We start from the raw sequence: 25,815 nt of genomic DNA, 5'->3' as shown, positions 1-25,815 counted from the left end.
TCTCTTCTACGGGGGCTCAGTCCTTGTCGGCACTGGAGGCTTTGCCTCCAAACGAATACGTCAGGCCAATCCAGATTGCGCGTGGCGGCGCTGGCGTCATGAACTGCTGCGTCGCCAGCGTGTAGATGCTCCGCATGCCCGACAGGCCGTACGTGGAATAGCGCTTGTTGAACAGGTTGCTGATGTACGCCGAGATTTCGAGGTTGCTTGTCGGCTTGTAGTGCAGGTTCAGATTGACGAGGCCGTAGCCGGCCACCTGGCCGTTTGGGTCGGCATTGCTTTCGTTACCGTGCGCGATCTGCTTGCTGACCAGGATCACGTTCCCGCCCATCGACAGGTTCGGGCTGAAGGTGTACGACGCGCCAAGCTTGAGCGTCTTCGCGGGTATGCCGGGGATCTTGTTGCCGCTGACCACGTTCTGCCCGCTGGCCGTGGTGAATGCCGACTTGTAGATCGCATCGACATAACCAAAGTTGGCCGACAACGACCACTTGTCGATCTTCGTGCTTGCGCCCAGCTCAAAGCCACGCCGCTCCGTCTTGCCGACGTTGGCGAAGTAGCCGTACGTGTTTGACGTGGCGATGAACTGGATGTCATTGCTGAGGCGCGAGTCATAGACAGACGCACTCCAGTAGGTGGACTTGCCCAGCTTTCCGCGACCGCCGAACTCGACGGTTTTGGCCACCACGGCTTTCAGGTCTGGATCGCCGTTGAACCCGGTCGGCAGCGAGCACGGGCTGTTCGGATCGGCGCACGACAACTCGATCGATGTCGGCGCGCGCATCGATTCGCTATAGCTGCCGAAGATGCCCTGCCCGGCCCCGAGGTCGTAGTTGAATCCCAATGCCGGGTTGAACCGGTGATAGTGATGCGAGCCGGCCAGACTATTGGTTTCCGGCCCGGCCACTGCGCCTGCCGGGATCCCGTTCGGGGCGGACGCGGCGCCCGATCCGGCGTTCGAATACCGGTAGGCGTTCGCATAGCCGGGGTTGTAGTACGACACGCCCGATACGTCGTCCGTCCACGAGTAACCGCCGTCACCGTTCAGGTATTTGTTGTTGGCGCCGCCCTGGTTGAGGGTGGTGTAGTTGAAGCTTCCGGATGCCGTCACGCTCAGCTTGTCCGTCACGCTCAACGTATCGGTGAAGTACGCGCTGAAGTTGTTTACGTTGGACGACAGGTTGACCGCACCGATCACGTTGTTGCCTGTGAACAAAGCGGGGTTCGATGTCGACGGTGCCGATCCATTGGCGGTGAATCCGTACTCCTGATTGGGAATCACCACGGCCTGATAGTTGATCAACCGAGCCAGGTAAGTGGTCTGGTCGTAGGTGATGCGCGAATGGTCAAACGCACCACCGAACGTGAACGTATTGTTGTGCCCCGCCAGCTGGCTGAAATTCGACCACTGCAGGGACGAGCCCACCGTGTGTTCATGCGTGGCGGAATCGACGACGCTCGTGTTGATGGCGTTCGTCCAGCGGCCGTAGCCCAGCGCGAGCGCATTGGCGCCGGTCACGGCATTTACTGCCGTGCCGTTCGGCGCCTTGTTCGCGCATTTGTAGCCGGTGATGCCACCTGCGGTGGTCGTCGCCAACGAACCGTCGTCATTGAAGCAGCCGTCGTCCAGCTGCGCGTTGCTGTTGACGTTGTGCAGGTTCGCCTTGCGGTAGTAAACGCTGCCGGCCAGTTGATTGGTGTCGTTCAACCAATGGCTGCCCTTCAGGTTCAGCATCGCCATCCGGTTTGAGATGTTGTCGGGCCACGTATAGGCCGCGCTGCGGTTCGCCATCATGTCCATCGGCAACGACTGCGTGCCGCTCAGCGAGGTATCTGCCAGCGCAGCCGACAGCTCCAGTTGAGTAGCGCCGTCGTTGCCGTGCCACCGCGCTTTCCCATAAAGCTGTTTGACGTTCGAACCCGAGTGGTCGCGAAAGCCGTCTTGCCGGTCGATGTTGCCGGCGACGAAGTAATCGGTGCCGTGGGCCTTGTCGACGACGCCCGTCTCGAAGCTCAGCGCCCGGCGGCCAAACGACCCGCCGAGCGCCTCGATCGACGTGCCGGCGTTGTCCTTTCCGTTCTTGGTGTTGACGACAAGCGCGCCACCCAAGGTGTTGAGGCCGAACATCGGATTGGAGCCCGGCAGGATGTTGACGCTGGACATCGCGTTCATGGGAATGAGGTCCCAGTTCACGATGGAGCCGAAGGGCTCGTTCATCCGCACGCCATCAAAGTAGACCGATACGCCAATGGGCACGCCCAGCAGCGAAGACACCTGGAACCCGCGGTAGTTGATGTCGTTCTGGTACGGATTGCCCGATCCATTGCTGATGCTGACCTGGCCGAGGTTGTCGTTCAGCAGGTCCGCCAGATTCGAGCTGCGTTGCTCGCGCGCATCCTTTGCGCTAATGCGCTGCGCATTGGCAGGGAACTGCGACAGCGGGACGCCAATGCTGTCGATCGGGGTTGAGCCGACAACCTGGGCGGTGGGCAACGCCACCGCAATGATCTGGTCCTCGGCAAACGCCGGCGAGTACAGGCCTGCGGCAGCGAGCGCCGCCACCCCGCCTGCCAGACGTGGCGCGGCGTTGCGCAGACGGCTGGCGTCCTTGCCCGAACGGCTGGTATTCGAATGCACGGAGTGTCTCCCTGGTGTTTCTCGTTCGCCGAGCCCGGGCGCGCCAACGGCACATCCCAAAGTGGAAGCGTGGCGAGGGCTATTCCCGACCGGGAATCAGCGGCAATGGGGGGACACCTGCGCGCGCTGCGGCAGTGCAAATGGTTGGCACACGGCCATGTCTCCTCTTCTTTTTTCGCCGGCGAGGTCTTTGCCTCGCAGGTCAGCGGCTGGCGCACGGGTGTCGATGACCATGCGCCAGCCGTCCTGCTACACCATCAGAAGAAGCCCAGCGGCTTGGTGTCGTAGCTCACCAGCAGGTTCTTGGTCTGCTGATAGTGGTCGAGCATCATCTTGTGGGTCTCGCGGCCCACGCCCGACTTCTTGTAGCCACCAAACGCCGCGTGCGCCGGATACAGGTGGTAGCAGTTCGTCCACACGCGTCCCGCCTTGATGGCGCGGCCCACGCGGTACGCGCGGTTGATGTCGCGCGTCCACAGACCGGCGCCCAGGCCGAAATCGGTGTCGTTGGCGATCTGCAGAGCCTGCGCTTCGTCCTTGAAGGTCGTCACGGCAATCACCGGGCCGAAGATCTCTTCCTGGAACACGCGCATGCTGTTGTCGCCCTTGAGCAGCGTCGGCTTGATGTAGTAGCCCTTTGACAGATTGCCGGGCAGCACTTCCACATCGCCGCCGACGAGGCATTCGGCACCTTCCTCCTGCGCGATCTCCAGGTAGCTGCGGATCTTGTAGAACTGCTGCTCCGAAGCCTGCGCGCCAACCATGGTCTCGGTGTCGAGCGGGTCACCGCGCTTGATGGCGGCCACCTTGGTCATCACCGCATCCATGAAGCGGCTGTAGATGGATTCCTGCACCAGCGCGCGCGACGGGCACGTGCACACCTCGCCCTGGTTGAAGAAGCCCAGCACCAGGCCTTCAGCGGCCTTCTCGATGAAGCTCGGCTCGGCCTGCATGATGTCTTCGAAGTAGATGTTGGGCGACTTGCCGCCCAGCTCCACCGTCGACGGGATGATGTTTTCGGCCGCGCACTTCATGATGTGCGAACCCACCGGCGTCGAGCCCGTAAAGGCGATCTTGGCGATGCGCTTGCTGGTGGCCAGTGCCTCGCCGGCTTCCTTGCCGTAGCCGTGCACGACGTTGAGCACGCCCGCGGGCAGCAGATCGCCAATCAGTTCCATCAGCACGCAGATGCCCAGCGGCGTCTGCTCGGCCGGCTTGAGCACCACGCAGTTGCCGGCAGCCAGCGCAGGTGCCAGCTTCCATGCAGCCATCAGCAGCGGAAAGTTCCACGGGATGATCTGGCCGACCACGCCCAGCGGCTCGTGGATGTGATACGCCACGGTGTGCTCGTTGATTTCGGCAGCAGAGCCTTCCTGCGCGCGGATGCAGCCCGCGAAGTAGCGGAAGTGGTCGACAGCCAGCGGGATGTCGGCATTCAGCGTTTCGCGCACGGGCTTGCCGTTGTCCCACGTTTCGGTCACGGCCAGCAGTTCGAGGTTCTGTTCGATGCGGTCGGCAATCTTCAGCAGGATCAGCGAGCGGTCCTGCACCGAGGTACGACCCCAGGCGTCAGCGGCAGCATGGGCGGCGTCAAGCGCGCGGTCGATGTCTTCAGCGGTCGAGCGCGGGAACTCGCCGATCACCTCGCCCGTCACCGGCGTGGTGTTGGTGAAGTACTGGCCCTTGACCGGCGACACGAATTCGCCACCGATGAAATTGCCATAGCGCGGCTTGAACGAAACGATGGCGCCGGGAGTGCCGGGATGAGCGTAACGCATGGGTTGTCTCCTGATGTTTGAGTGATGACCGCAGCGTCGTTGTCTGCGCTGTGTCCGGTCGTCATCTGCAAAACCCGGGCCATCCCCTGCGGCGGATGCTGCATGCCCTTCGAATCAACTGTTCACGCCATTCCGCTTGTGAGACTGCTCCAGAATGGAACACTGGGTGTTGCAAAGCTCAACGCCCCATCGCCTGAACAGCCGATGGACGCGCGTGCGGACACCAAGCACGCATGGCATGACTTTCGCAACACGGGGCTTTCATCTGAACCTGCCAAGGCACACGATGAGAACGGCTTCACTCCATGCTGCCGCTGCCGCGCTGGCCGTCGCGTGCCTGTCTTGGCCGGCCTGCGCCGATACGAATATCGACCCGGCGGCCTCGCCGCTCTGGCCGACGATTCAGCAGGAGGTGTTTGGCGCGGCGCGGACAACGTTCGACAGCCGCATCAGGATCACCGGGCCGGCATTTGCGGAAGACCCGATGCAGGTGCCAATTGCGTTTGACGCGTCAGCGCTCGGCAAGGTCGAACGCATTGTCGTCGTGGTCGACCGCAACCCGATCCGCAAGGTGCTGGAATTCGCGCCCATGCACGTGCGCCCGGCGCTGTCGTTCCGTTTCAAACTGCAGGAGGCCTCTCCGGTGCGCGTGGCCGCACGCACGCCGGACGGTGTCTGGCATGTCGGCACCCTTCAGGTGGATGCCACCGGCGGCGGCTGCACGCTGCCCGGCGCCACACGCCAGGACGCCACGTGGAGCGCCACGCTGAACCAGGTCGAGTGGCGCGTGTTTCCGGGCTTCAACGGCGCGGGCAGCCGCATCCGCCTGCGCGTGATGCATCCGATGGACACGGGCTTGGTGGCGGGCATTCCGTCCTTCCATATCGAGCAGCTCAATCTGCTCGATGCCCGGCGTCAGCCCATGCTTGAACTGGCGCTGTACGAGCCCGTGGCCGAGAACCCGATCTTCTCGTTCGATCTGGATGGCCCTGTTGAACGCGGCATCAGCGTGGCCGGCGTCGACAACAACGGCAACCGCATCCGCGCACAGGTGACACGATGAGCCGACGGCATCCACGGTTGGGCTTCCTTCTGCTATGCCTGGCAATGTTGACTGCCATCGCACGCGCAGAAAGCCCCGATTACCACCTCGTACCGCACGCAATTGCGCCCGGCGTCTGGGTGCTGGAAGGCGCCAACGCAGATTTTTCGGCGCGCAATGGCTGCAACATCATCAACACCGGCTTTATTGATACCGGCGACGGCGTGCTCGTCATCAACACAGGGCCGTCACTGCTGTACGGTGAACAGCAGCGCCAGGCCATCCGCACGGTCACATCGGCGCCGGTGCGCTGGGTGTTCAACCTCAACCTACATCCCGACTATTTCTTCGGCAACCAGGCCTATGCGGATGTCGGTGCCCAGGCGCTGCCCGGCACCATTGCCGGTGCGCAACGCGAAGGCGCGGCCTATGCCGACAATCTCTACCGCATCTGCGGCGCGTGGATGCAGAACACGGTATCGACACCGCCCGGCACGTCATTGAGCCCCGGAGCACGCACCATGGGGCGCCATCGCATCGACCTCATCCGCCTCCACGGACATACCGACGACGATCTCGTCCTGGTGGACCGGACCAGCGGCGTAGTCTTCGCTGGCGGCATTGCTTTTCGCGACCGGATTCCCACCACGCCGCACGCCAACATTGCGCATTGGCTGACGAGTCTCGATCGGCTGCAGAAGATCGTTGCCGACAGCGGCGCGCGCGTGTTGATCCCCAGCCACGGGCCCGCGCTGGGCAACGCCGACGCCATTGCGCAGACACGTCAGTACCTGCAGTGGCTCGATGCCCGCATGCGCCGCGCGGCAACCGAAGGACGCGACCTGGCCGAGGTGATTGCGATGCCGGTAGACGCGCCCTACGCGCAGTGGGGTGGCATGCCCGCGGAGTACACGCGCAACGTGACCCGCTTCTACCCCGGCTACGAGCGCGCCGCGCTGGCGCCCTGACATGGCGCCAGACCCCGTGCGGCGACGTTGGATGCACATGATGCTCGCAACCTTGATCGCTCCGACTCCGGCAGTGTCTGCGGTACCCGCACGCGTCACGCTGTTGCGTCTGCAGGATGGCCTGTACGCTGCGCGCGCCGTCAACGCAGAAGCCTCGCGCGGGAATGCCGGCGAGGTTGTGCCCACGCTGGTGCACACGACCGGCAACGGCGTTCTCGTGGTGGACCCTGGCCCGCACGCGCGATGGGGAAACCATCTGATCGCGGCCATCCGGCACATCACGGCCGAACCCATCCGCTGGGTGGTCAACACGCACGCGCACCCGGAACACGTGCTCGCCAATGCGGCGTTCGCGCAACTGCAACCACGCCCTGCCTTCCTGGCATCGGCGGCCACCACCGACCTGATGCGCCGGCGTTGCCAGACCTGCCTGACGCGGCAAACCGCCCTGCTCGGTGCGCGCGTCATGCAGGAAACGCACATCGTCTATCCCGAGCCCGCATTGCGCGACGGCGATTGGCTGCACACCGGCAAGACAGCGTGGCAGGTCCACGTCCACACAGCAGCACACAGCGCATCTGACACGGTGCTGTACGCGCCGCAGCGCGGGGTGCTGTGCACGGGCGGCCTGGCATATCGGCAGCGCATTCCGGACCTGCAGGAGGGCTCGCTGGTTGGGTGGCAGCGCGCGCTGCATGCGCTCGAGCAACTGCCCGCCGGCATCGTGGTCGGCACCGCCATCGGCACGCCGGCGCAGATGCTGCAACCGACGCTGGCCTATCTCGACATGCTCGACAGCGCGATCACGCGCGCCATTGAAGCCGGTGGCGACGCAGCGCGAGCGCTCGCGTACGTCCCGGGCGACGCCTATCGCGACTGGCGCAACTTCCACCCCCGCCATGCGCTGAACGTCGGACGTGCGTGGCGCGAGCTCGAAGATCGCTGGATGCAAAGCGCGCCGAGCGCCTGATCGCGGCTGCTCCATTGCTGAACAGACGGCGGACATGTGTTGCATCAACTGTCCCGCCTCGCCACATCGCCGGCACAGGTGCCCGCGTCCGCAAACGTTAATCAACTGCTTGCAACTGCGTGCAATGCGCCGCGAACGCCGTGGTATGCATATTGCAAAGTCCCGCCGACGTTGAGCGCGCGCCCTGCGTGTTTAGCGCCAACACCGCATGCGTCCGAGCCAATTCAATGGACGCATCACACAACGACAATACGGAGACAACATGCAGAACACACGCCTTCGACCCTGCGTCCTGACCGCCATTGCGGCCGCCCTCGGCTGCGCAGCGAGCGGCGCCATCGCACAATCGTCGGTCACGATCTACGGCACAGTCGATGCCGGACTCCAGTATCAAAACCGCAGCTCAGCCGGCGGCAGCATCACGGAAATGCATTCGGGTGGCATCAGCCCAAGCATCTGGGGCCTCAAAGGATCGGAAGACCTGGGCAGCGGCCTGAAGGCCAACTTCAACCTCGAAGGGCATTTCAGCAGCGACACCGGCACGCTCACCACCGGCCCGGGCTTCAGCTCGGAGCTGTTCCGCCGGCAGGCGAACGTCGGGCTCAGCGGCAACTGGGGCGCGGTCACGCTGGGGCGCCAGTACAGCCCGGCGCTCATCGGCACGATCGGCACGGAAGCGCGCGGCTTCAAGGAGCAGTTCTCGAATCTGTACGGCTGGGCTTACAACCAACTGCCCGCACCGGGCAACGCGATGGGCGCCGGCACCAACCCCGGCAACGACGTGGGCGTGTTCATTGGCAATGCGCTGCAATACTCCAACAATTTCGGGCCCGTGTGGCTGGGCGTGGCGTACTCATTTGGCGAGACCGCCGGCAGCTTCAAACGCGGCAATGAACTCTCGCTGGGTGCGACGTACACGGGGCCGGTCACAGTTGGCCTCGGCTATCAGTCAACGGCCGACAGCGGCACGGGCGAGACCCTCAGCCGCTTGTGGAGCGCAGGTGTGGCCGTACCGTTCGGCGCCTTCACGGGCCGGGTCAACTACATTGGCGTGACCAACAACGCGCCGAGTGGCCAACGCGTGTCGGACGTCAAATCGATCGGCGCCGGGCTCGACTACAAGTGGAGCCCCGCCAATACCGCCACGCTGGCCGGCTATTACAGCAAGTACGAAAGCAGCGCGCACGACAGCTCCACCAAGTCGATCGTGCTGAGCAACGACTACGCATTCTCCAAACGCACCACGCTGTATGCGCAGCTCGTGTACGTCAATGCGGGCGCGGTGGGCACGGCCGATCCGCTGGAAAGTCTCAAGACTTCCATCGTTGCGGGCGGCACCGCGCCAGGCGCGAAAACGGTGCTGGCAGGTGTGGGGCTGAAGCATTCGTTCTGAGCCGGACCTGTGCAGAAAGAACCCTTGGCCAACACCAAGGGTTTTTTTTTCGCTTCTCAGAAGCGAAGCATGAATCCTGACGCAACGCATGGTCTGGACGGCCGATCCGCGCTACGCTCGCGTATCGTCAACATCACGATTTCTGCCTGCCGGGCCACCCGCGGGCGCTCATTGGAGGAGCCTTGATTCGCGTCCTGCCTGCCTTTGTACTGGGCACGCTTAGCTCAATCCTGCTGGCCCTGAACACACTGTTCTGGAGCGTGCCGCTGTTCACGCTCTCGGCGTTCAAGCTGCTGGTGCCGGCAGCGGCAGTCCGCCGCCGGATCGATCCCATACTCAACTGGGTCGCCACGTGCTGGATCGGTTGCAACAACGCCTGGATCGGCCTGCTGCAACGCCAGCCCTGGAGCATAGAAGGCGCCGACAGCCTGCGTTACGCGGGCTGGTACCTCGTCAATTGCAACCATCGGTCTTGGGTGGACATTTTTGTGTTGCAGCGGGTGTTGAACCGGCGCATCCCTCTGCTCAAGTTCTTCCTCAAGCAACAGTTGATCTACGTGCCGGTCATCGGCCTGGCCTGGTGGGCGCTGGATTTTCCGTTCATGCGGCGGCACTCCAAGGCAGCGTTGCGCAAGCACCCCGAGCTGCGCAATCAAGACCGCGAAACCACGCGTCGCGCGTGCGCCAAGTTCGCCCACGTGCCGACCAGCGTCATGAACTTTGCCGAAGGCACGCGGTACACCCCCGCAAAACACCGGAAGCAGTCGTCGCCCTATCGCCATCTGCTCAAGCCAAAGGCCGGCGCGCTGGCCTTGACGCTCAATGCCATGGGTGGGCGGTTCCAATCGCTGCTCGATATCAGCATTGCCTACCCAGACGGCACACCAAGCTTCTGGCAGTTGGCCAGCGGCCAAGCCGGCCGGGTGATGGTGCATATTCGCGAGCTGCCGATCCCGCCGGGCTTCTGCACGCACGACTACAGCACCGATGCCGCCTTCCGCAGCGACTTCCACCGCTGGCTTGCCCAGCTGTGGGAGGAGAAAGATCAGCAGATCGAAAACATGTTGGCGCGGGCTGCCAGCCGCGCGGCGTGACCGCCGGTGTCGACGCTTTTTCGCCAGACGAAATCTAAGCGCCAAACAAAAAGCCCCTTGGTGGTAAAACCAAGGGGCTTTTGCTACTGCTGGCGGAGAGGGTGGGATTCGAACCCACGGTACCGTCGCCGGTACGCCTGATTTCGAGTCAGGTACATTCGACCACTCTGCCACCTCTCCGGTAACTGGGTCGCTGAATCGCGAAACCGCGAGTATAGCAAAACTTTTCCGACCCGATCAAGGGGGTCTGCGCAACGCATCAAACTGCCGGTTTCAGCACTTCCTGGCCGCCCAGATACGGACGGAGCACCGTGGGCACCGTGACCGAGCCATCCGCGTTCTGGTAGTTCTCCAGCACGGCGACCAGGGTACGGCCCACGGCGAGGCCCGAGCCGTTGAGCGTGTGCACCAGTTCCGGCTTGCCCTGCGCGTTGCGGAAGCGCGCCTGCATGCGACGCGCCTGGAAGTCGCCCATGTTCGAGCAGGAGCTGATCTCGCGGTACGTGTTCTGCGCCGGGATCCACACCTCAATGTCGTACGTCTTGGTGCTGCCGAAGCCCATGTCGCCCGTGCACAGCACGACGGTGCGGAACGGCAGTTCGAGCTTGCGCAGGATGTTCTCTGCGCAGTTGGTCATGGCGTCGAGCGCGGCGGCTGAGGTCTCGGGATGCACGATCTGCACCATCTCAACCTTGTCGAACTGGTGCTGGCGGATCATGCCGCGCGTGTCCTTGCCGTACGACCCCGCTTCGGAACGGAAGCACGGCGAATGCGCAGCAAACATCATCGGCAGCGCATCGGCGGCAACGATCTCATCGCGCACGAGGTTTGTGAGCGGCACTTCGGCAGTCGGGATCAGGTAGAAGTTTTCGACGCGCTCACCGCCTTCCTCTTCTGCGCTGTGCCCCATCTTGCGCGGCACGCGGAACAGGTCTTCCTCAAACTTCGGCAACTGGCCTGTGCCACGCATCGACGCGGCGTTGACGATGTACGGCACGTAAGCCTCGGTGTAGCCGTGCTCCAGCGTGTGCGTGTCGAGCATGAATTGCGCGAGTGCGCGATGCAGACGCGCCACCTGCCCTTTCAGGACGGTGAATCGCGCGCCCGACAGCTTGGCGCCCGCATCGAAATCCAGCCCCAGCGCGGCGCCCAGGTCCACGTGATCCTTGACGGGGAAGTCGAACGTACGCGGCGTGCCTTCGCGGCGCACTTCCACGTTCTGCGTTTCGTCGCGGCCGGCCGGCACGCTTTCGTGCGGCAGGTTCGGGATCGACAGCATCAACTCCTGCACCTTGGCCTGCACCACGTCGAGTTGCGCGGCAGACGCCTTCAGCTCGTCACCGATACCCGACACCTCAGCCATCACGCCCGATGCATCCTCGCCCTTGCCCTTGAGCATGCCGATCTGCTTGGACAGGCTGTTGCGGCGTGCCTGCAACTCTTCCGTGCGGGTCTGGATGGCCTTGCGTTCCGCTTCGAGCGCGGCAAAGCCGGCCACGTCGAGCACGTAGCCGCGATCTTTGAGGCGCGTGGCGACGGCGTCGATGTCTTTGCGCAGCAGTTGGATATCAAGCATGGTGGGAAAAAAAGGAAACCGAAGATTGCGAGCGATCTGAACGATCGAAAAGGCCGATTTTATCGCACCGGCCCGGGGGATTATTTGTTGCGAGAGGATTTGTCCCGCTCGGCATGCCACTGCGCATCCAGCTCGCGCAGGTGCCGCAGTTTCTCGCCAATCTTGCCTTCCAGGCCGCGTGGCGTTGGCACGTACCAGTTCTGCGCGGGCAGATCGTCGGGGAAGTAGGTTTCGCCAGCGGCGTAGGCCTCGGGCTCGTCATGCGCGTAGCGATAGGCGTGGCCGTAGCCAAGTTCTTTCATCAGCTTGGTCGGCGCATTGCGCAGATGCACGGGCACGTTGCGCGACTTGTCCTGGCTGACGAAGGCGCGCGCTGCGTTGTACGCGTTGTAGCCGGCATTCGACTTGGGCGCGATGGCGAGGTAGATCACGGCTTGGGCCAACGCCAGCTCGCCTTCCGGCGAGCCCAAGCGCTCGTACGTTTCCGCTGCATCCAGCGTGATGCGTCCGGCACGCGGGTCGGCCAGCCCAATGTCTTCCCACGCCATGCGGACAATGCGGCGCGCGAGATAGCGCGGGTCGGCGCCCCCGTCGAGCATGCGGCAGAACCAGTACAGCGCGCCGTCGGGATCGGAACCGCGCACGGATTTATGCAGTGCGCTGATCTGATCGTAGAACGCGTCCCCGCCCTTATCGAAGCGGCGCAGGTTTTCCGACAACGCCGATGCCAACAGCGCCTCGTCGACCACGGGAACGGTATCGCCCTCAGCCTGCGAACGCGCGGCGCGGGTGACGATTTCAATGTTGTTGAGCAACTTGCGGCCATCGCCATCGGCGGAGGCGACGATGGCGTCGACTGCGGCGGGCTTCCACTCCAGCCCGCCCAGCTCTTGGCGTGCGCGTTCGGCAAGCTGCTTCAGCTCGTCATCCGACAGGCTCTTGAGCACGTACACCGCGGCACGCGACAGCAATGCGCCGTTCACTTCGAACGAGGGGTTTTCCGTCGTCGCGCCGATAAAGGTGAACAGCCCGCTTTCCACGTGCGGCAGGAAGGCGTCCTGCTGGCTTTTGTTGAAGCGATGGACCTCGTCGACGAAGACGAGCGTGCGTCGGCCATTGGCGCGAAACTGCTCCGCACGCTCCACGGCCTCGCGGATGTCCTTGACGCCAGAGAGCACGGCGGACAGCGCGATGAATTCTGCGTCGAACGCATTGGCCATCAGCCGCGCCAGCGTGGTCTTCCCAACGCCTGGCGGCCCCCAGAGGATCATCGAATGCGGTTCGCCGGAGGCGAAGGCGACGCGCAGCGGCTTGCCCGGCCCCAGCAGATGCTGCTGGCCGATCACATCGTCGGCGGAATGGGGGCGGAGGCGCTCGGCCAGTGGCATGTGGGCGGGCGCGTCCGGGAAGAGAGATGCGGAAGCGTTCATCCGGGGATTGTCGCAGAAACCGGGCGCAACCCCGGCGCCCCTTCGCGCGACGCGCGGTCAGTTTGACGCGCGCTGCACGAGCCCCATGAACGCCTTGGCCGGCAACGGCCCATGGCACGACTGCGGGCCGTTGGCCGCGCGGAGCAGCAACCAGACGTTCTCGCTGGCCGGCGGCTGAATCACGAACGGCTGACGCGCGGAAGCCTCGGGCAGACGCGGATCAACCGGCGCCTGGATCGGCACAACCTGCCCGGCGTGGCCTTTCACCAATGCGCTGCACTCGGCGCCAGGCAGCTCGGTCGCGTGCAGAAAATCCTTGTTGACCAAGGCTTCGGCGAGCACGGTGTCGGGCGCGGTGAGGAAGGAATCAACGTCAAAACGGGACGCCCCGGTGGAAGCGCATCCCGTAAAGACGGCTGCCGCTGACGCTGCGACAGCAAGAGCGGCCGCTCGGTGCAGCGACGTGGTGAACGGCAAAGGCATGGTCGGTCTCCTTGTCGAAAACCGGCCTGCACGCGTCATTGCTTGATTACGTCGGCCCCTTTGGGCGGCGTAAAGCGGAACACGTTGGCCGGCAGTTGCGGATTCTTCTGGATGTTCGAGAACGTCAGCAAGGTGGTGTTCCCGAAGGCGTCGCGCAACTCCATCCCCTGCAGCTCACCGCTGCGAAAACCGATGGCGATGCGCTCGAACTGGGTGTCCTTTGCCTTGGGGGTGAGTTCGGCCCAGTCGATGCCGTCTTTGGCCCCGCCTTCCTTGAGCGTGAAGTTCTTGGCCAGATCGTTGCTGCCGAACAGGATGGCGGCCGGGCTGGAGCCCAGCGACGCATCGAGCTTGCGCTCCGTGATCTGGTTCAGGTCCTTGTCGAAGATGTAGAGCGTCTGGCCATCGGCCGAGAGCTGCTGTTCGTAAGGCTTCACATAGCGCCAGACGAAGCGGCCCGGGCGCGAGAAAACGAAATCGCCGCTGGAGGTACCGGCCACGCGCAACGGGCTGCCGTTGGTGCCGCCCTTCACTTGTCGCTGGACGAACTCGCCGCGCGCGGTGCTGACGTTGCTCACGAAGGCGTTGAGCTGCTCGACGGCGCCCGCATAGGCGCCGGCAGACCACGCCGCCAGCGAGACCAGCCCGGCGGCCATCAGGTGACGTGCTTTCAACACAAACATAGGAATCCCGGTTTCAGTTGATCTTGTTATTAGTGGCCGGCCACGCCCGAACATTCCGCCCGCGAGGTAACGCGATGTAACTGCAAATGCGGGCAAATACGCGCGCCATGCAGGCAGCGTCATTCCTCTTCGACGACGTTGCCGTTGCGATTGGGCGCCAGGATTTCGCGGTTGCCGTTGCCGGACATGGCGGACACAAGTCCCGCCTTTTCCATGTCTTCGAGCAGGCGCGCGGCGCGGTTGTAACCGATGCGCAGGTGACGCTGCACCAGCGAGATCGACGCGCGGCGGTTCTTGAGCACCACGTCGACAGCTTGGTCGTACAGCGGATCGGCCTCGCCGCCGCCGGCACCCACAAGGCCCGCGCCGCCACCAAAGCCATCGCCGCTGCCCTCGCCATCGGCCACACCGCCTTCGAGAATGCCTTCGATGTAGTTCGGCTCGCCCTGGGCCTTGAGGTTATCGACGATGCGGTGGACTTCCTCGTCCGACACGAACGCGCCGTGCACGCGCACTGGCAAGCCGGTGCCCGGCGCCAGATACAGCATGTCGCCCATGCCCAGCAGCGCTTCGGCGCCCTGCTGGTCAAGGATGGTGCGCGAGTCGATCTTGCTGCTGACCTGGAACGCGATCCGCGTCGGCACGTTGGCTTTGATCAGGCCCGTAATCACGTCGACCGACGGGCGCTGCGTCGCCAGCACCAAGTGGATGCCGGCCGCACGCGCCTTCTGCGCGATCCGTGCGATCAGCTCTTCGACCTTCTTGCCGACCACCATCATCAGGTCGGCAAGCTCGTCGATCACGATAACGATCATCGGCAGCTTGTCGAGCGGCTCCGGCGCGTCAGGCGTCAGGCTGAACGGGTTGGGAATCTTCTCTTCACGCGCGGCGGCTTCTTCGATCTTCTTGTTGAAGCCCGCCAGGTTCCGCACGCCCATCTTGCTCATGAGCTTGTAGCGGCGTTCCATCTCGCCCACGGCCCAGTTCAACGCGTGGCCAGCCTGGCGCATGTCGGTCACGACGGGGCACAGCAAGTGCGGAATGCCTTCGTAGATGCTCAGTTCCAGCATCTTCGGGTCGATCAGAATCAGGCGCACAGCGTCGGCCTTCGCCTTGTACAGCAGCGACAGGATCATCGCATTGATCCCGACCGACTTACCGGAACCCGTGGTGCCAGCCACCATGCAGTGCGGCATCTTGGCCAGGTCGGCCACGACCGGCTTGCCGGCGATGTCCTTGCCCAGCGCCAGCGTCAACTGCGATGCGCTCTCGTTGTAGACCTGCGAGCCGAGAATCTCCGACAGGCGCACGGCCTGGCGCTTCGGGTTCGGCAGCTCCAGACCCATGCAGTTTTTGCCCGGAATCGTCTCCACCACGCGGATGGACACCAGCGACAGCGAACGCGCCAGGTCCTTGGCGAGGTTGACGATCTGGCTGCCCTTCACGCCCGTGGCGGGCTCGATTTCGTAACGCGTGATGACCGGCCCCGGATAGGCCGCCACCACCTGCACTTCCACGCCGAAGTCCTTCAGCTTCTTCTCGATCAGGCGCGAGGTGAATTCCAGCGTCTCGGCGCTCACGGTTTCCACAACCGGCGGAATCGGATCGAGCAGCGCGAGCGGCGGCAGGTCGGAATCGTGAATGTCGACAAACAGCGGCTGCTGCTTCTCGCGCTCCACGCGCTCGCTCTTGACCACGGCGGTCGGGCGCACGATCTGCACAGGCGGCGATTCTTCAATACGCACACGGCGGGTTTCGACCACCTCCTCGCGCTCGACCTTGGCGGCCTCGCCAATGGCCCGGTCCTGCTTGCTCTCGCGGCGCGTCTTGAAGCCGACAAACAGCATCTCGACGCCCGCGCCAATCTGCTCGGCCAGATTCAGCCACGAAAAATGGAAGAACAGCGACAGCCCGACCAGGAACGTGAACAGCAGCGCCAGCGTGCCGCCGGTAAAGCCCAGCGAATGCTGCATCGCCCCGCCGATCACGTCGCCCAGCACGCCGCCCGGCGCACGCGGCAGCTTCATGTGCAGCGAGTACATGCGGATGGCTTCCAGACCCATGCTGGAAGCCAGGATGAGTGCAAAGCCGATCCACGTGACACTGGCATCAACGCGCGGCATGGAGGTGCGCGGCAGGCGCTCGTCCGACATCAGCTCGCGCCAGCCGCGCCAGACCCTGCGCACCAGCAGCACCGCCCACCAGTAGGCGGACGCGCCAAAGACAAACAGCAGCAGATCGGCCAGCCACGCGCCCACGCGGCCGCCCAGATTGCGGATTTCGTCGACCTGGCTGGCGTGGGTGAAACCGGGGTCGGCCCGGTTGTATGACAGAAGAATGATCAGGAAGGCGATGGTCACCGCCAGCAACAGGAACCAGCGGACCTCCCCCAGCAGCCGGCCAATGCGGGACGGCAGTGCGGAGGGATCGGTACGGGTTGTCGGAGTGGTGGAAGCTCGAGCCATGCGGGGAGACGGGTGCGCCGCTTGGGCAAGGCCGCGCGGCTTGGGACAGCACAAATACGATGCCGAGGATTGTAACGCGGCCCTATCATCGCCATTGGAATTTACAACCGGGCGGACGAGGGGGTGCCACTTTATAATGGCGCCCATCACCCTCACCTAGCCTGCACGGCGGCGCTCCACCCCTCGTGCCGCGCACACACAGAACGCATCATGGCAAAACACGCAAAAGTGCTGATCCTTGGCTCCGGCCCCGCCGGCTACACGGCCGCGATTTACGCTGCCCGGGCCAACCTGAACCCCGTGCTGGTCACCGGTCTGGCGCAGGGCGGCCAGCTCATGACCACCACCGACGTGGAAAACTGGCCGGCTGACAAGGAGCACCTGCAAGGCCCCGAGTTGATGCAGCGCTTCCTGGAGCACGCCGAGCGTTTCAAGACCGAAGTGCTGTTCGACCACATCCACACCGCGCATCTGAATGAAAAGCCGATCCGCCTCGTGGGCGATTCGGGTGAATATACCTGCGATGCGCTGATCGTCTCCACCGGCGCTTCGGCCCAATATCTGGGCCTGCCGTCGGAAGAAGCCTTCGCGGGCCGCGGCGTGTCTGCCTGCGCCACGTGCGACGGCTTCTTCTACAAGGGCCAGGAAGTGGCCGTGGTGGGCGGCGGCAACACCGCCGTGGAAGAGGCGCTGTACCTGGCCAACATCGCGAGCAAGGTCACGCTCATCCACCGCCGCGACAAGTTCCGCGCCGAGCCGATCCTGATCGACCGCCTGCATGAGCAGGAGAAGAAAGGCAAGATCGAGATCAAGACGAACATGGTTCTCGACGAGATCCTCGGCGATGACTCCGGCGTAACGGGCGCCCGCCTGAAAGGCACGAACGAGAACGAAGGCAAGACCGAAGAGTTCAAGGTGGCGGGCGTGTTCATCGCCATCGGCCACAAGCCGAACACCGACATCTTCCGCGGCCAGCTCGACATGAACGACACGGGCTACATCCGCACGAAGAGCGGCCTGGACGGTATGGCCACCGCCACCAACATCCCGGGCGTGTTCGCCGCGGGCGACGTGCAGGACCACATCTACCGCCAGGCCATCACCAGCGCCGGCACGGGCTGCATGGCCGCGCTGGACGCCCAGCGCTACCTGGAAAGCCTGGAATAAGCGTCATCGCGCCGGAGCTTCCGGGCGCAAACAACACGGCCGATGGGTGACCATCGGCCGTTTTGCCATGGGCGGCACCTTCGTATAATCGACACACGCTCCACCTCGATGTGCTCGCCTGCCCTTCACCATGAAACGCGCCCCCTCCCCCGCCAACAAGCTCAGCCTGACCGACTTGGCCAGCCTGCGTGACCAGCTCAAGCACGAGACAGAAGCACGCGAAGCCGAACGGCAGCGCGCCGAAGCCGCCGCACGCAAGGCCGCAGAAGAAGCCAACGTGTTTCGTGCCAGCATCGGCGAGGTAAGCGCGCTGCGCCAGAACAAGCGCGTCGAGCATCCGCGCAATCCGCCCGCGCCCGACCCCGTGCATTCGCGTGCCGAAGAGCAAACCGTGCTGCGCGATTCGCTGTCGGATGAATTCGACGTAGACAACTTGCTGGAAACCGACGACACGCTTTCCTACCGTCGCCCCGGCATTGGCGACGACGTGCTCAAGAAACTGCGCCGCGGCGAGTGGGCCACGCAAGACCAGATTGACCTGCACGGCATGCGCCGCGAAGAAGCCCGCGAGGCACTGGCTGCCTTCCTGCGCCGTGCCGTGCAGCGTGGCATCCGCTGCGTGCGCGTGGTCCACGGAAAAGGCCTAGGCTCGCCCGACAAAACGCCCGTGCTCAAGGGCAAGGTGCGCTCGTGGCTGGTGCAGAAGGAAGAAGTGATCGCTTTTGTCGAGCCGCGCAACACGGCCGGGGGCGCTGGCGCGGTGCTGGTGCTGCTGCGCCAGCCACACGGTTCCTGAAGCGCTGTCCTTCCATTCACCCGCTTATCACAAGAACAACACGCATATGCACGTGACCCGCCTGCAGCTGGTGATGCACTGGGTGGAGATCCTCGCGGTCTTCTCATTTGCCATCTCAGGGCTGGCGGAGGCCAAACGGCGTCGGCTCGATGCCGTGGGCGCGTTCATCGTCGCGTTCCTGACCGCGTTCGGCGGCGGCACGCTGCGCGATCTGCTCCTGGATCGACGGCCCTTCTACTGGATCGAGCACGAGCAATACCTGCTCGCGCTGTTCGTAATGAGCCTGTTCGCCAACTGGGTGATCCGGCTGGTGAGCCAACTGGTGTCCGATCGCGTGCTGATCGTGGCCGACGCCATCGGCATGGGGCTCTTTGGCGTGCTCGGCACGCAACTAGCGCTCGATGCGGGCGTGCCGATCTTCGTATCGGTGATGATGGGCGTGATCACGTCGGCCTTTGGCGGCCTGCTGCGCGATGTGGTCTGTAATGAAGTGCCCATGCTGCTGCGGGACAATCACCCGTACGCAACGTGCGCGTTTCTCGGGTGCTTCCTTTACGTCGGGCTAACGCACACGGACTTGCTGCCGAGCGTGTCCGTGGTGATCGCCACGCTGGCGATCGTGATCGGGCGGCTGGCAACGCTGCGCTGGAACATCACCCTGCCGCGTTGATCAGCGCTGACCGGCGCGAGCGCGCCGGCCGCAGACAACGGCTTCAGACCGCTGCTTCGTCCTTCTCGCCGGTGCGGATGCGGATCACCTGCTCCACCGGCATCACGAAGATCTTGCCGTCGCCGATCTTGCCCGTCTTGGCGGCCTTGACGATGGTGTCGATCACGTTTTCGACCTGGCTCTCGGCCACCACCACCTCGATCTTGATCTTCGGCAGGAAGTCGACCACGTATTCCGCACCGCGATACAGCTCGGTGTGGCCCTTCTGACGGCCAAAACCTTTGACCTCGGTGACGGTCAGGCCGGTCACCCCCACGTCGGCGAGCGACTCGCGCACTTCGTCCAGTTTGAAGGGCTTGATGATGGCGGTGATCTGTTTCATGGGTGTCTCGCTCACTAGTTGGTGAAGTATTCAAGCGTCCAATAATACTGGAGCCGGTTAATGCGCACATCCTGGGCGATGCCGGCCACCGTTTGCAGCAGCGTCGGATCGTCCGGAAAGTTCTTCAGCACATCGTGCTCACTGCCGTCGCGCAGGGGGCGGCGCTGCCACGTATTGCCATGTTCGTCGTTGTAGGCGATGGGCGTGCTTGAGCCGAACACATACTGGTTATCGAACCACAGGATACGCACGCCGGGCCCGAGCGCGCGGTGCAGACCTTCGACGTGCTGGCGCAAGTCCTGCAGCGGCACATGCGACCACCAGCAGCCTGCCGTCATCACGTCGAATGTGCCCGGCGCGAACGGCAGCGCGTCATTGTCGGCACGCACAAACGATGCTCCGGGGATGCCCTTGTCGCGCGCGATGCGCAGCACGGTGTCGTTGAAATCCGCGCCGACAACGCTGCGCGCGTCCGTCATCGTTTCGGTCCAGAAACCGGTGCCGCACGCCAAATCCAGCACTCGCGCGCCGCGCGTCAGCTCGCGCACACGCGCCTTCAACCACGCCAGATCGCCCTGCCGCTCAGGCTTCGTATAAATGCGCTCGTATTCGGGGGCGCGCTTGGCGTAGTAGTCGAGCATGGCGGCGGCTTACTCTTTGAAGCGCGACGTAATCGGATACCGCCAGTCGCGCCCGAACGCACGCTGCGTCACGCGAATGCCCACTGGCGCCTGACGCCGCTTGTATTCGTTGATCTTGATAAGACGCACGATCTTCTGCACATCGGCCTCGGCAAACCCTGCAGCAATGATGTCAGCCACCGGCTGGTTCTGCTCCATGTAGCGCTGCACGATGGCGTCGAGCGCATCGTATTCGGGCAGGCTGTCCTGATCAGTCTGGTTTTCACGCAGCTCGGCCGACGGCGCGCGGGTCAGGATGCGTTCGGGAATCACTTCCGACAACGTATTGCGATAGCGGCACAGCCGGTATACCAACGTCTTGAAGATGTCCTTGATGACGGCAAAACCACCGGCCATGTCACCGTACAACGTGCAGTAGCCGACCGCCATTTCGCTCTTGTTGCCGGTCGTCAGCACGATGCGGCCGCTCTTGTTGGACAACGCCATCAGCAACGTGCCGCGAATGCGCGCCTGGATGTTTTCTTCCGTCGCATCTTCCGGCAGCCCGCGGAACTCCTCCGCCAACGCGCCCTTGAATGCGTCGAACATCGGGCTGATAGCGATTTCGTCGTACTGCACGCCCAGGCGGGCCGCCATGTCGCGGGCGTCCACCCACGAAATGTCGGCCGTGTAACGCGAGGGCATCATCACTGCGCGCACGCGATCCGCGCCCAGCGCGTCGACGGCAATCGCCAGCACCAATGCTGAGTCGACACCGCCCGACAAGCCGATGATCGCGCCCGGAAAGCCGTTCTTGCCGAGGTAATCGCGCACGCCCAGCTTGAGCGCCTCATACACCTGGGCTTCCAGCGAAGGCTCCGGCACGATCGCGCCCGGCAGCGCGCGTCCACCGTCGAACTGCACGTAGCCGACGCCCTCGACAAACTGCCCCATCCGCACGACAACGTTGCCTTCGGCATCGAGCACGAACGAGCCACCATCGAACACGAGCTCATCCTGCCCGCCGACCAGGTTCGCATACACATGCGGCAAGCCCGATTCCTTCACGCGGTCACCGATGATCCGCTCACGCAGGTCTTCCTTGTCGATGTGATATGGCGAGGCGTTGGGGATCAGCACCACCTGCGCGCCGGCCGCCTTGGCGTAAGCCGTCGCGGTGGCATACCAGGCGTCTTCGCAGATGATCACGCCGAAGCGCGTGCCGTCCACCTCGAACACGAAGGGCTCGGTACCGGGCTGGAAGTAGCGCTTCTCATCAAAGACTTCGTTGTTGGGCAGCTCCAGCTTGTTGTACCGGCCGACCACGCGGCCGTCCGCGGCCACTGTGGCGCTGTTCGTGGGCTTGGGCAACAGGCCGGGCGCCGGGGCTTCCAGCGAGAGTTGCGGGTGCCCGATCAGGACGTGCAAACCCGGGAAGGCCGCCAGCTCGGCAATAAGCGCGTCGAGCGCGCGCGCGCTGGCATCAATAAAGGCCGGGCGCAGCAACAGATCTTCGGGCGGATAGCCGGTGAGCGACAGTTCCGGCGTAAGCAGAATGCGCGCACCAGCCTGGTGCGCTTCGCGCGCGGCGGCGACGATGCGGGCAGCATTGCCGGCGAAATCGCCGACGGTGCAGTTGATCTGGGCGAGAGCGACAGAGACGGTCATGGGGGCAATGTGGATTGCAAGCGCGGCATCCGAAGCTGGAATTAGAATCGGCGGCATGACCTCTCGCCCCCTTGTTCCCGAGCCCCAAGCGCGCGCTGGTTCGCGACACGAATTGGCCGATTATCGCACGCGACTTGTGACCGATCTGCGCGACATCGGCCGCGAGGCGTGGGACGCCCTGCTCGCCCTGCAGCCCGAGGCGACGCCCTTCCTACGCTTCGATTTCCTGCACGCCCTGCATGAGAGCGGCAGCGCATCGCCCGACACCGGCTGGACGCCGCAATACCTGACGCTGTGGGAAGACGGCCCCGATGGCGAAGTGCTCGCTGCGGCCGTACCGCTGTATGTGAAGGGCCACTCCTATGGCGAGTACGTCTTCGACTGGGCATGGGCCAATGCGTACGCCCAGCACGGGCTCGAGTACTACCCGAAATGGCTGTCGGCTATCCCTTTTACGCCGGTGCAGGGCTCGCGGTTGCTGGCGCGGGATGCCGTTTCGCGCGCAGCACTTGTCGACACGTTGCTGGCGGTTGCGCGGCAGAGCGAGTTGTCCTCGCTGCATGTGCTCTTTCCCACCGCCGGCGAGGCCGAACAAATGCGTGCGGCCGGCATGCTGCTGCGGCAAGGGGTGCAATTCCACTGGTGCAATCCGGGCTTTGCCAGCTTCGACGACTTTCTGGCCGCGCTGGAACAGAAGAAGCGCAAGAATATCCGCGCCGAGCGCCGCCGCGTGCACGACGCTGGCATCACCTTCCGCCACGTGCGCGGCGCAGCGGCGACGGACGCGGACTGGCGCTTCTTCCACCGCTGCTATCGCACCACCTACCGCGAGCATCATTCGTCGCCGTATCTGAACCTGGAGTTCTTCCGCCAGATCGGCCAGACGATGCCGGAAAACCTGCTGCTGGTGATCGCCTCGCGCGAGGGCAACGACATCGCCAGCGCGCTGCTGGTCATCGACACGCGGCCTGAAGCGTCCGTGATGTACGGCCGATACTGGGGCGCGATCGAGCATCATCCATGCCTGCACTTTGAGACGGCGTATTACCAGCCGCTGACGTACTGCATCACGCAGGGCATCCGCACGTTCGAAGGCGGCGCGCAAGGCGAACACAAGATGGCCCGCGGCTTCGAGCCCGTTGCGACGCTGTCGGCACACTGGCTCGCGCACCCGGCATTTGCCGATGCGGTAGGCAGGTTTCTCGATCGGGAAACGGCCGGCATGGAAGCGTATCTCGACGAACTGACAGAGCGCTCGCCGTTCAGGCAACGACCCGAATCGGATTAGCAGGGGGAAGCAGCGGAGGCGGGAAAGACAGCGTCCGCACGACCGGCGGACGCGGGGGTGAAGCTTAGTGCGCGGGAGGCTTCTGCTGGGCGATCACGCAGTGTGCGGCGCTCGAATCGACGGCCATGGCGGTCGATGCGACGGCACGCTCGCCAGCGTGAGCTGCGTCCGGCGGCCCCACCAGCAGCGCCCACACGGTGAATGCAGCCATGGCCACAGCGGAAAGCACGGGAACGACAACGGTCTTGTTCAACATCGCAGTACCAAGGGGTGGAGTCAAACTTGACGGGGAGTCTAGAGGGGTCGTTTCCGGTGGGCAAATGAGCGTTTCTTAAATCTCTGTGTAGCAGAACTACCGGGCGGTAAGTATGCGGAATTCATGAAAAACATCATAAAACGCATACAACAGAGCAGATGGCGTTCTGACGCGTGTCGACAAATCCGCGCGCATGACGCTGATGACCTGTCCGCAAAGAAAAAATCCCGGCGCTCCATCCGGAGGCCGGGATTTGTCAGACATGCCGTACGGCAAAATCCTGAAATTGCTTACTTCTTATAGTTGGCAACGCCGTCGGCGATTTCCTTGTGGGCTTCTTCAATGCCGCCCCAGCCTTCGACCTTGACCCACTTGCCGGCTTCCAGCGCCTTGTAGTGCTCGAAGAAGTGCTTGATCTGATCCAGCAGGTTCTGGCCGATGTCCGACAGGTCGGTCATATGAGCCGTGGCCGGGCTCAGCTTGTTGACAGGCACGGCAACCAGCTTGGCATCCACGCCGGATTCGTCCGTCATCTTCAGCATGCCCAGAGCACGGCAGCGCACCACGCAGCCGTGGATGAGCGGGAACGGCGTGACGACCAGCACGTCGACCGGGTCACCGTCGCCCGAGAGCGTCTGCGGGATGAAGCCGTAGTTGGCCGGATAGCGCATGCCGGTGCCAACGAAGCGGTCCACGAACAGCAGCCCGGTTTCCTTGTCGGCTTCGTACTTGACCGGGTCGCTCTGCGCCGGGATCTCGATGATGACGTTGAAGTCGTTGGGGATGTCCTTGCCCGGCGAGACGTTGTTGAAGCTCATGGAAATGCTCCGGAATGCGCGAAGTGCGTAAAAACGCGACGCAAATGGTTAGAAAGAAGCGTGAAAAACTGTCGGCGGGCATTATAGCCCCTCATACCAGGCCGCTTGCTCTACCCGCCCCGCAGCCGTGCGAAAATCGCGCGTTGCCGATCTTTTGCAGGACCCCCCCATGCATGCCCAGCACTTCATCGCCAACCGTCTGATGTCGCCCGATTCGGGGATGCGCATCAAGGTGTTCGATCCGTCCGACGGCCAATCCTTTGCCGAGATTGCGCGCGGCAACGCCACCGACATCAGCGTGGCCGTGCACGCAGCCCGGCGTGCGTTCGAGGGCGTCTGGGGACAGTTGCCGCCAGCCGAGCGCGGCCGTGTGCTGATGCGTGTGGCCCTGCGCCTGGCCGATCACGAAGAAGAGCTCGCCCGCCTGGAAGCCCGCGACACCGGCAAGCCCATGCGTCAGGCGCGCGCCGACGCCCGCGCCGTGGCCCGCTACTTCGAGTTCTACGCTGGTGCGGCCGACAAGCTGCACGGGCAGACCATCCCCTACCCGGCCGACACCACCGTGCTGACCGTGCGCGAGCCGCATGGCGTGACTGCGCACATCATCCCGTGGAACTACCCGATGCAGATCTTCGGGCGCAGCGTGGGGGCTGCATTGGCAGCGGGCAACGCGTGCGTGGTCAAGCCGGCGGAAGACGCGTGCCTGTCTGTCCTGCGCGTGGCCGAACTGGCCGCCGAGGCGGGCCTGCCTGATGGCGCACTCAACATCGTGACCGGCTATGGCCACGAAGCGGGTGCCGCACTGGCGGCGCATCCCGGGATCAATCATGTGTCGTTCACCGGGTCACCGGAAACGGGCAAGGCCATCGTGCGAGCGGCCGCGGAAAACCATGTGCCCGTGACGCTGGAACTGGGCGGCAAATCTCCGCAGATCGTGTTTGCCGATGCCGATCTGGAAGCGGCCATTCCGTCCGTGGTGAACGGCATCATCCAGAACGCCGGACAGACGTGCTCCGCCGGCAGCCGCGTACTGATCGAGCGCAGCGTGTACGAGGCGATGCTGGACCGGCTGGCCACGGTGTTCGAATCCATCCGGGTCGGCCCCTCGTCGCTGGATCTGGATTGCGGCCCGCTCATCAACCCCAAGCAGCAGCAGCGCGTATGGGATTTCGTCTCAGATGCGCAGCACGCCAACATTCCGGTGATGGCGCAGGGCCAGGTGGTGCCCGAGGCGCCCGAGACCGGCTACTACCAGGCACCGATGCTGTTGCGTGACGTGCCGCACACGCATCGCCTCGCACAGCAGGAAGTGTTCGGCCCGCTGCTGGCCGCCATGCCATTCGATACCGAAGCCGAGGCGCTGGCCTTGGCCAACGGCACACCGTACGGCCTGGTGGCCGGCGTGTGGACGAACGACGGTGGCCGCCAGATGCGTCTCGCGCGCAAGCTCAAGGCCGGCCAGGTCTTCATCAACAATTACGGCGCGGGCGGCGGTGTTGAACTGCCCTTCGGTGGGACGGGCCAATCGGGCCACGGGCGTGAAAAAGGCTTTGAAGCGCTCTACGGCTTCACCACGCTCAAGACCATCGCCATCCGTCACGGTTAAGGCACAACGCAACATCCACCCACG

The 25,815-nt window shown here is 64.0% G+C and carries 22 protein-coding genes and 1 tRNA gene; 10 read left to right on the top strand and 13 right to left on the bottom strand.

Features of this window, described 5'->3' with window-relative positions; genetic code table 11:
* Positions 1–16: 16 nt before the first annotated feature.
* Positions 17–2,638, bottom strand: coding sequence for a TonB-dependent receptor (locus ACEN9T_RS13390; protein WP_413707945.1), 2,622 nt, complete (start codon positions 2,636–2,638; stop codon positions 17–19).
* A gap of 257 nt (positions 2,639–2,895) precedes the next feature.
* A complete protein-coding gene (locus tag ACEN9T_RS13385) occupies positions 2,896–4,416 on the bottom strand; it encodes an aldehyde dehydrogenase family protein (protein WP_045205996.1) in 1,521 nt (506 codons plus the stop codon).
* A 286-nt stretch (positions 4,417–4,702) separates the two neighbouring features.
* Here ACEN9T_RS13385 and ACEN9T_RS13380 point away from each other — a divergent pair, with 286 nt between their 5' ends.
* The 5 genes from ACEN9T_RS13380 to ACEN9T_RS13360 all read left to right on the top strand — a co-directional run bounded on the left by ACEN9T_RS13380 (position 4,703) and on the right by ACEN9T_RS13360 (position 9,883).
* Positions 4,703–5,479 (top strand): quinoprotein dehydrogenase-associated SoxYZ-like carrier, encoded by a 777-nt coding sequence (locus ACEN9T_RS13380; protein WP_413707944.1) that lies wholly within the window; start codon positions 4,703–4,705, stop codon positions 5,477–5,479.
* The gene (locus tag ACEN9T_RS13375; protein WP_413707943.1) at positions 5,476–6,426 is read left to right on the top strand and encodes a quinoprotein relay system zinc metallohydrolase 1; all 951 of its coding nucleotides are present in this window, start codon (positions 5,476–5,478) and stop codon (positions 6,424–6,426) included. The genes ACEN9T_RS13380 and ACEN9T_RS13375 overlap by 4 nt, the downstream gene beginning before the upstream one ends.
* 40 nt (positions 6,427–6,466) lie before the next feature.
* On the top strand, positions 6,467–7,396 hold the full coding sequence (locus ACEN9T_RS13370; RefSeq protein ID WP_413708449.1) for an MBL fold metallo-hydrolase: 930 nt from the start codon (positions 6,467–6,469) through the stop codon (positions 7,394–7,396).
* A 262-nt stretch (positions 7,397–7,658) separates the two neighbouring features.
* Positions 7,659–8,789: a porin gene (locus tag ACEN9T_RS13365; RefSeq protein ID WP_413707942.1), complete on the top strand. Its 1,131-nt coding sequence runs from the start codon at positions 7,659–7,661 to the stop codon at positions 8,787–8,789.
* A 182-nt stretch (positions 8,790–8,971) separates the two neighbouring features.
* Positions 8,972–9,883, top strand: a complete 912-nt coding sequence (locus ACEN9T_RS13360) for an acyltransferase (RefSeq protein WP_413707941.1) — start codon at positions 8,972–8,974, stop codon at positions 9,881–9,883.
* 90 nt (positions 9,884–9,973) lie between these two features.
* Here ACEN9T_RS13360 and ACEN9T_RS13355 read toward each other — a convergent pair.
* The 6 genes from ACEN9T_RS13355 to ACEN9T_RS13330 form a co-directional block, all read right to left on the bottom strand.
* A tRNA-Ser gene (locus ACEN9T_RS13355) sits at positions 9,974–10,063 on the bottom strand.
* Between the two features lie 79 nt (positions 10,064–10,142).
* Positions 10,143–11,459, bottom strand: coding sequence for a serine--tRNA ligase (gene serS, locus ACEN9T_RS13350; RefSeq protein WP_092972979.1), 1,317 nt, complete (start codon positions 11,457–11,459; stop codon positions 10,143–10,145).
* An 80-nt stretch (positions 11,460–11,539) separates the two neighbouring features.
* Complete coding sequence (locus tag ACEN9T_RS13345; protein WP_413708448.1) at positions 11,540–12,847, bottom strand: replication-associated recombination protein A; 1,308 nt, start codon at positions 12,845–12,847, stop codon at positions 11,540–11,542.
* A gap of 99 nt (positions 12,848–12,946) precedes the next feature.
* Positions 12,947–13,372 carry a hypothetical protein gene (locus tag ACEN9T_RS13340; RefSeq protein WP_413707940.1) on the bottom strand — a complete coding sequence of 142 codons (426 nt, stop codon included), beginning with the start codon at positions 13,370–13,372 and terminating at the stop codon, positions 12,947–12,949.
* 35 nt (positions 13,373–13,407) lie between these two features.
* Positions 13,408–14,055: an outer membrane lipoprotein chaperone LolA gene (gene lolA / locus ACEN9T_RS13335; RefSeq protein ID WP_092972975.1), complete on the bottom strand. Its 648-nt coding sequence runs from the start codon at positions 14,053–14,055 to the stop codon at positions 13,408–13,410.
* A 119-nt stretch (positions 14,056–14,174) separates the two neighbouring features.
* The gene (locus tag ACEN9T_RS13330; protein ID WP_092972973.1) at positions 14,175–16,520 is read right to left on the bottom strand and encodes a DNA translocase FtsK; all 2,346 of its coding nucleotides are present in this window, start codon (positions 16,518–16,520) and stop codon (positions 14,175–14,177) included.
* A gap of 210 nt (positions 16,521–16,730) precedes the next feature.
* Between ACEN9T_RS13330 and trxB the strand changes: the two genes are divergently transcribed.
* From trxB to ACEN9T_RS13315, 3 genes are all read left to right on the top strand, one after another.
* Positions 16,731–17,687, top strand: a complete 957-nt coding sequence (gene trxB, locus ACEN9T_RS13325; RefSeq protein ID WP_413707939.1) for a thioredoxin-disulfide reductase — start codon at positions 16,731–16,733, stop codon at positions 17,685–17,687.
* A 130-nt stretch (positions 17,688–17,817) separates the two neighbouring features.
* A complete protein-coding gene (locus tag ACEN9T_RS13320) occupies positions 17,818–18,483 on the top strand; it encodes a Smr/MutS family protein (RefSeq protein WP_024975076.1) in 666 nt (221 codons plus the stop codon).
* Between the two features lie 46 nt (positions 18,484–18,529).
* On the top strand, positions 18,530–19,153 hold the full coding sequence (locus ACEN9T_RS13315; protein ID WP_092972969.1) for a trimeric intracellular cation channel family protein: 624 nt from the start codon (positions 18,530–18,532) through the stop codon (positions 19,151–19,153).
* Positions 19,154–19,196: 43 nt separating this feature from the next.
* Here ACEN9T_RS13315 and ACEN9T_RS13310 read toward each other — a convergent pair whose 3' ends face one another.
* The 3 genes from ACEN9T_RS13310 to ACEN9T_RS13300 are packed head-to-tail and all read right to left on the bottom strand — an operon-like array spanning position 19,197 to position 21,823.
* Entirely contained in the window at positions 19,197–19,535 is a 339-nt protein-coding gene (locus tag ACEN9T_RS13310; protein WP_004631293.1) for a P-II family nitrogen regulator, read from the bottom strand.
* A gap of 14 nt (positions 19,536–19,549) precedes the next feature.
* Positions 19,550–20,176 carry a class I SAM-dependent methyltransferase gene (locus ACEN9T_RS13305; RefSeq protein WP_413707938.1) on the bottom strand — a complete coding sequence of 209 codons (627 nt, stop codon included), beginning with the start codon at positions 20,174–20,176 and terminating at the stop codon, positions 19,550–19,552.
* 9 nt (positions 20,177–20,185) lie between these two features.
* Complete coding sequence (locus ACEN9T_RS13300; RefSeq protein WP_413707937.1) at positions 20,186–21,823, bottom strand: NAD+ synthase; 1,638 nt, start codon at positions 21,821–21,823, stop codon at positions 20,186–20,188.
* 55 nt (positions 21,824–21,878) lie between these two features.
* On the opposite strand from ACEN9T_RS13300, the gene ACEN9T_RS13295 reads away from it, so the two are divergent.
* Positions 21,879–23,111: a GNAT family N-acetyltransferase gene (locus ACEN9T_RS13295; RefSeq protein ID WP_092972965.1), complete on the top strand. Its 1,233-nt coding sequence runs from the start codon at positions 21,879–21,881 to the stop codon at positions 23,109–23,111.
* A 64-nt stretch (positions 23,112–23,175) separates the two neighbouring features.
* Here ACEN9T_RS13295 and ACEN9T_RS13290 read toward each other — a convergent pair whose 3' ends face one another.
* Together ACEN9T_RS13290 and ppa are read right to left on the bottom strand one after the other, a co-directional pair.
* Positions 23,176–23,367, bottom strand: a complete 192-nt coding sequence (locus tag ACEN9T_RS13290) for a hypothetical protein (RefSeq protein WP_092972963.1) — start codon at positions 23,365–23,367, stop codon at positions 23,176–23,178.
* A gap of 290 nt (positions 23,368–23,657) precedes the next feature.
* Positions 23,658–24,185 carry an inorganic diphosphatase gene (gene ppa, locus ACEN9T_RS13285; protein ID WP_024975070.1) on the bottom strand — a complete coding sequence of 176 codons (528 nt, stop codon included), beginning with the start codon at positions 24,183–24,185 and terminating at the stop codon, positions 23,658–23,660.
* A 169-nt stretch (positions 24,186–24,354) separates the two neighbouring features.
* On the opposite strand from ppa, the gene ACEN9T_RS13280 reads away from it, so the two are divergent.
* A complete protein-coding gene (locus ACEN9T_RS13280; RefSeq protein ID WP_413707936.1) occupies positions 24,355–25,791 on the top strand; it encodes an aldehyde dehydrogenase family protein in 1,437 nt (478 codons plus the stop codon).
* Positions 25,792–25,815 lie beyond the last annotated feature (24 nt).

Origin of the sequence: Ralstonia sp. Ralssp110 (assembly GCF_047325135.1) — a bacterium.
GTDB classification, from domain to species: Bacteria; Pseudomonadota; Gammaproteobacteria; order Burkholderiales; family Burkholderiaceae; genus Ralstonia; species Ralstonia mojiangensis.
This window is presented reverse-complemented; position numbering and strand designations above follow the sequence as displayed.

Bases quoted from the DNA above. Each gene is read 5' to 3' on its own strand.
- ACEN9T_RS13385 (WP_045205996.1), bottom strand. From the start codon at position 4,416: ATGCGTTACGCTCATCCCGGCACTCCCGGCGCCATCGTTTCGTTCAAG.
- ACEN9T_RS13380 (WP_413707944.1), top strand. From the start codon at position 4,703: ATGAGAACGGCTTCACTCCATGCTGCCGCTGCCGCGCTGGCCGTCGCG.
- ACEN9T_RS13375 (WP_413707943.1), top strand. From the start codon at position 5,476: ATGAGCCGACGGCATCCACGGTTGGGCTTCCTTCTGCTATGCCTGGCA.
- ACEN9T_RS13370 (WP_413708449.1), top strand. From the start codon at position 6,467: ATGCTCGCAACCTTGATCGCTCCGACTCCGGCAGTGTCTGCGGTACCC.
- ACEN9T_RS13365 (WP_413707942.1), top strand. From the start codon at position 7,659: ATGCAGAACACACGCCTTCGACCCTGCGTCCTGACCGCCATTGCGGCC.
- serS (WP_092972979.1), bottom strand. From the start codon at position 11,459: ATGCTTGATATCCAACTGCTGCGCAAAGACATCGACGCCGTCGCCACG.
- ACEN9T_RS13345 (WP_413708448.1), bottom strand. From the start codon at position 12,847: ATGCCACTGGCCGAGCGCCTCCGCCCCCATTCCGCCGACGATGTGATC.
- ACEN9T_RS13340 (WP_413707940.1), bottom strand. From the start codon at position 13,372: ATGCCTTTGCCGTTCACCACGTCGCTGCACCGAGCGGCCGCTCTTGCT.
- lolA (WP_092972975.1), bottom strand. From the start codon at position 14,055: ATGTTTGTGTTGAAAGCACGTCACCTGATGGCCGCCGGGCTGGTCTCG.
- ACEN9T_RS13330 (WP_092972973.1), bottom strand. From the start codon at position 16,520: ATGGCTCGAGCTTCCACCACTCCGACAACCCGTACCGATCCCTCCGCA.
- trxB (WP_413707939.1), top strand. From the start codon at position 16,731: ATGGCAAAACACGCAAAAGTGCTGATCCTTGGCTCCGGCCCCGCCGGC.
- ACEN9T_RS13320 (WP_024975076.1), top strand. From the start codon at position 17,818: ATGAAACGCGCCCCCTCCCCCGCCAACAAGCTCAGCCTGACCGACTTG.
- ACEN9T_RS13315 (WP_092972969.1), top strand. From the start codon at position 18,530: ATGCACGTGACCCGCCTGCAGCTGGTGATGCACTGGGTGGAGATCCTC.
- ACEN9T_RS13310 (WP_004631293.1), bottom strand. From the start codon at position 19,535: ATGAAACAGATCACCGCCATCATCAAGCCCTTCAAACTGGACGAAGTG.
- ACEN9T_RS13305 (WP_413707938.1), bottom strand. From the start codon at position 20,176: ATGCTCGACTACTACGCCAAGCGCGCCCCCGAATACGAGCGCATTTAT.
- ACEN9T_RS13300 (WP_413707937.1), bottom strand. From the start codon at position 21,823: ATGACCGTCTCTGTCGCTCTCGCCCAGATCAACTGCACCGTCGGCGAT.
- ACEN9T_RS13295 (WP_092972965.1), top strand. From the start codon at position 21,879: ATGACCTCTCGCCCCCTTGTTCCCGAGCCCCAAGCGCGCGCTGGTTCG.
- ACEN9T_RS13290 (WP_092972963.1), bottom strand. From the start codon at position 23,367: ATGTTGAACAAGACCGTTGTCGTTCCCGTGCTTTCCGCTGTGGCCATG.
- ppa (WP_024975070.1), bottom strand. From the start codon at position 24,185: ATGAGCTTCAACAACGTCTCGCCGGGCAAGGACATCCCCAACGACTTC.
- ACEN9T_RS13280 (WP_413707936.1), top strand. From the start codon at position 24,355: ATGCATGCCCAGCACTTCATCGCCAACCGTCTGATGTCGCCCGATTCG.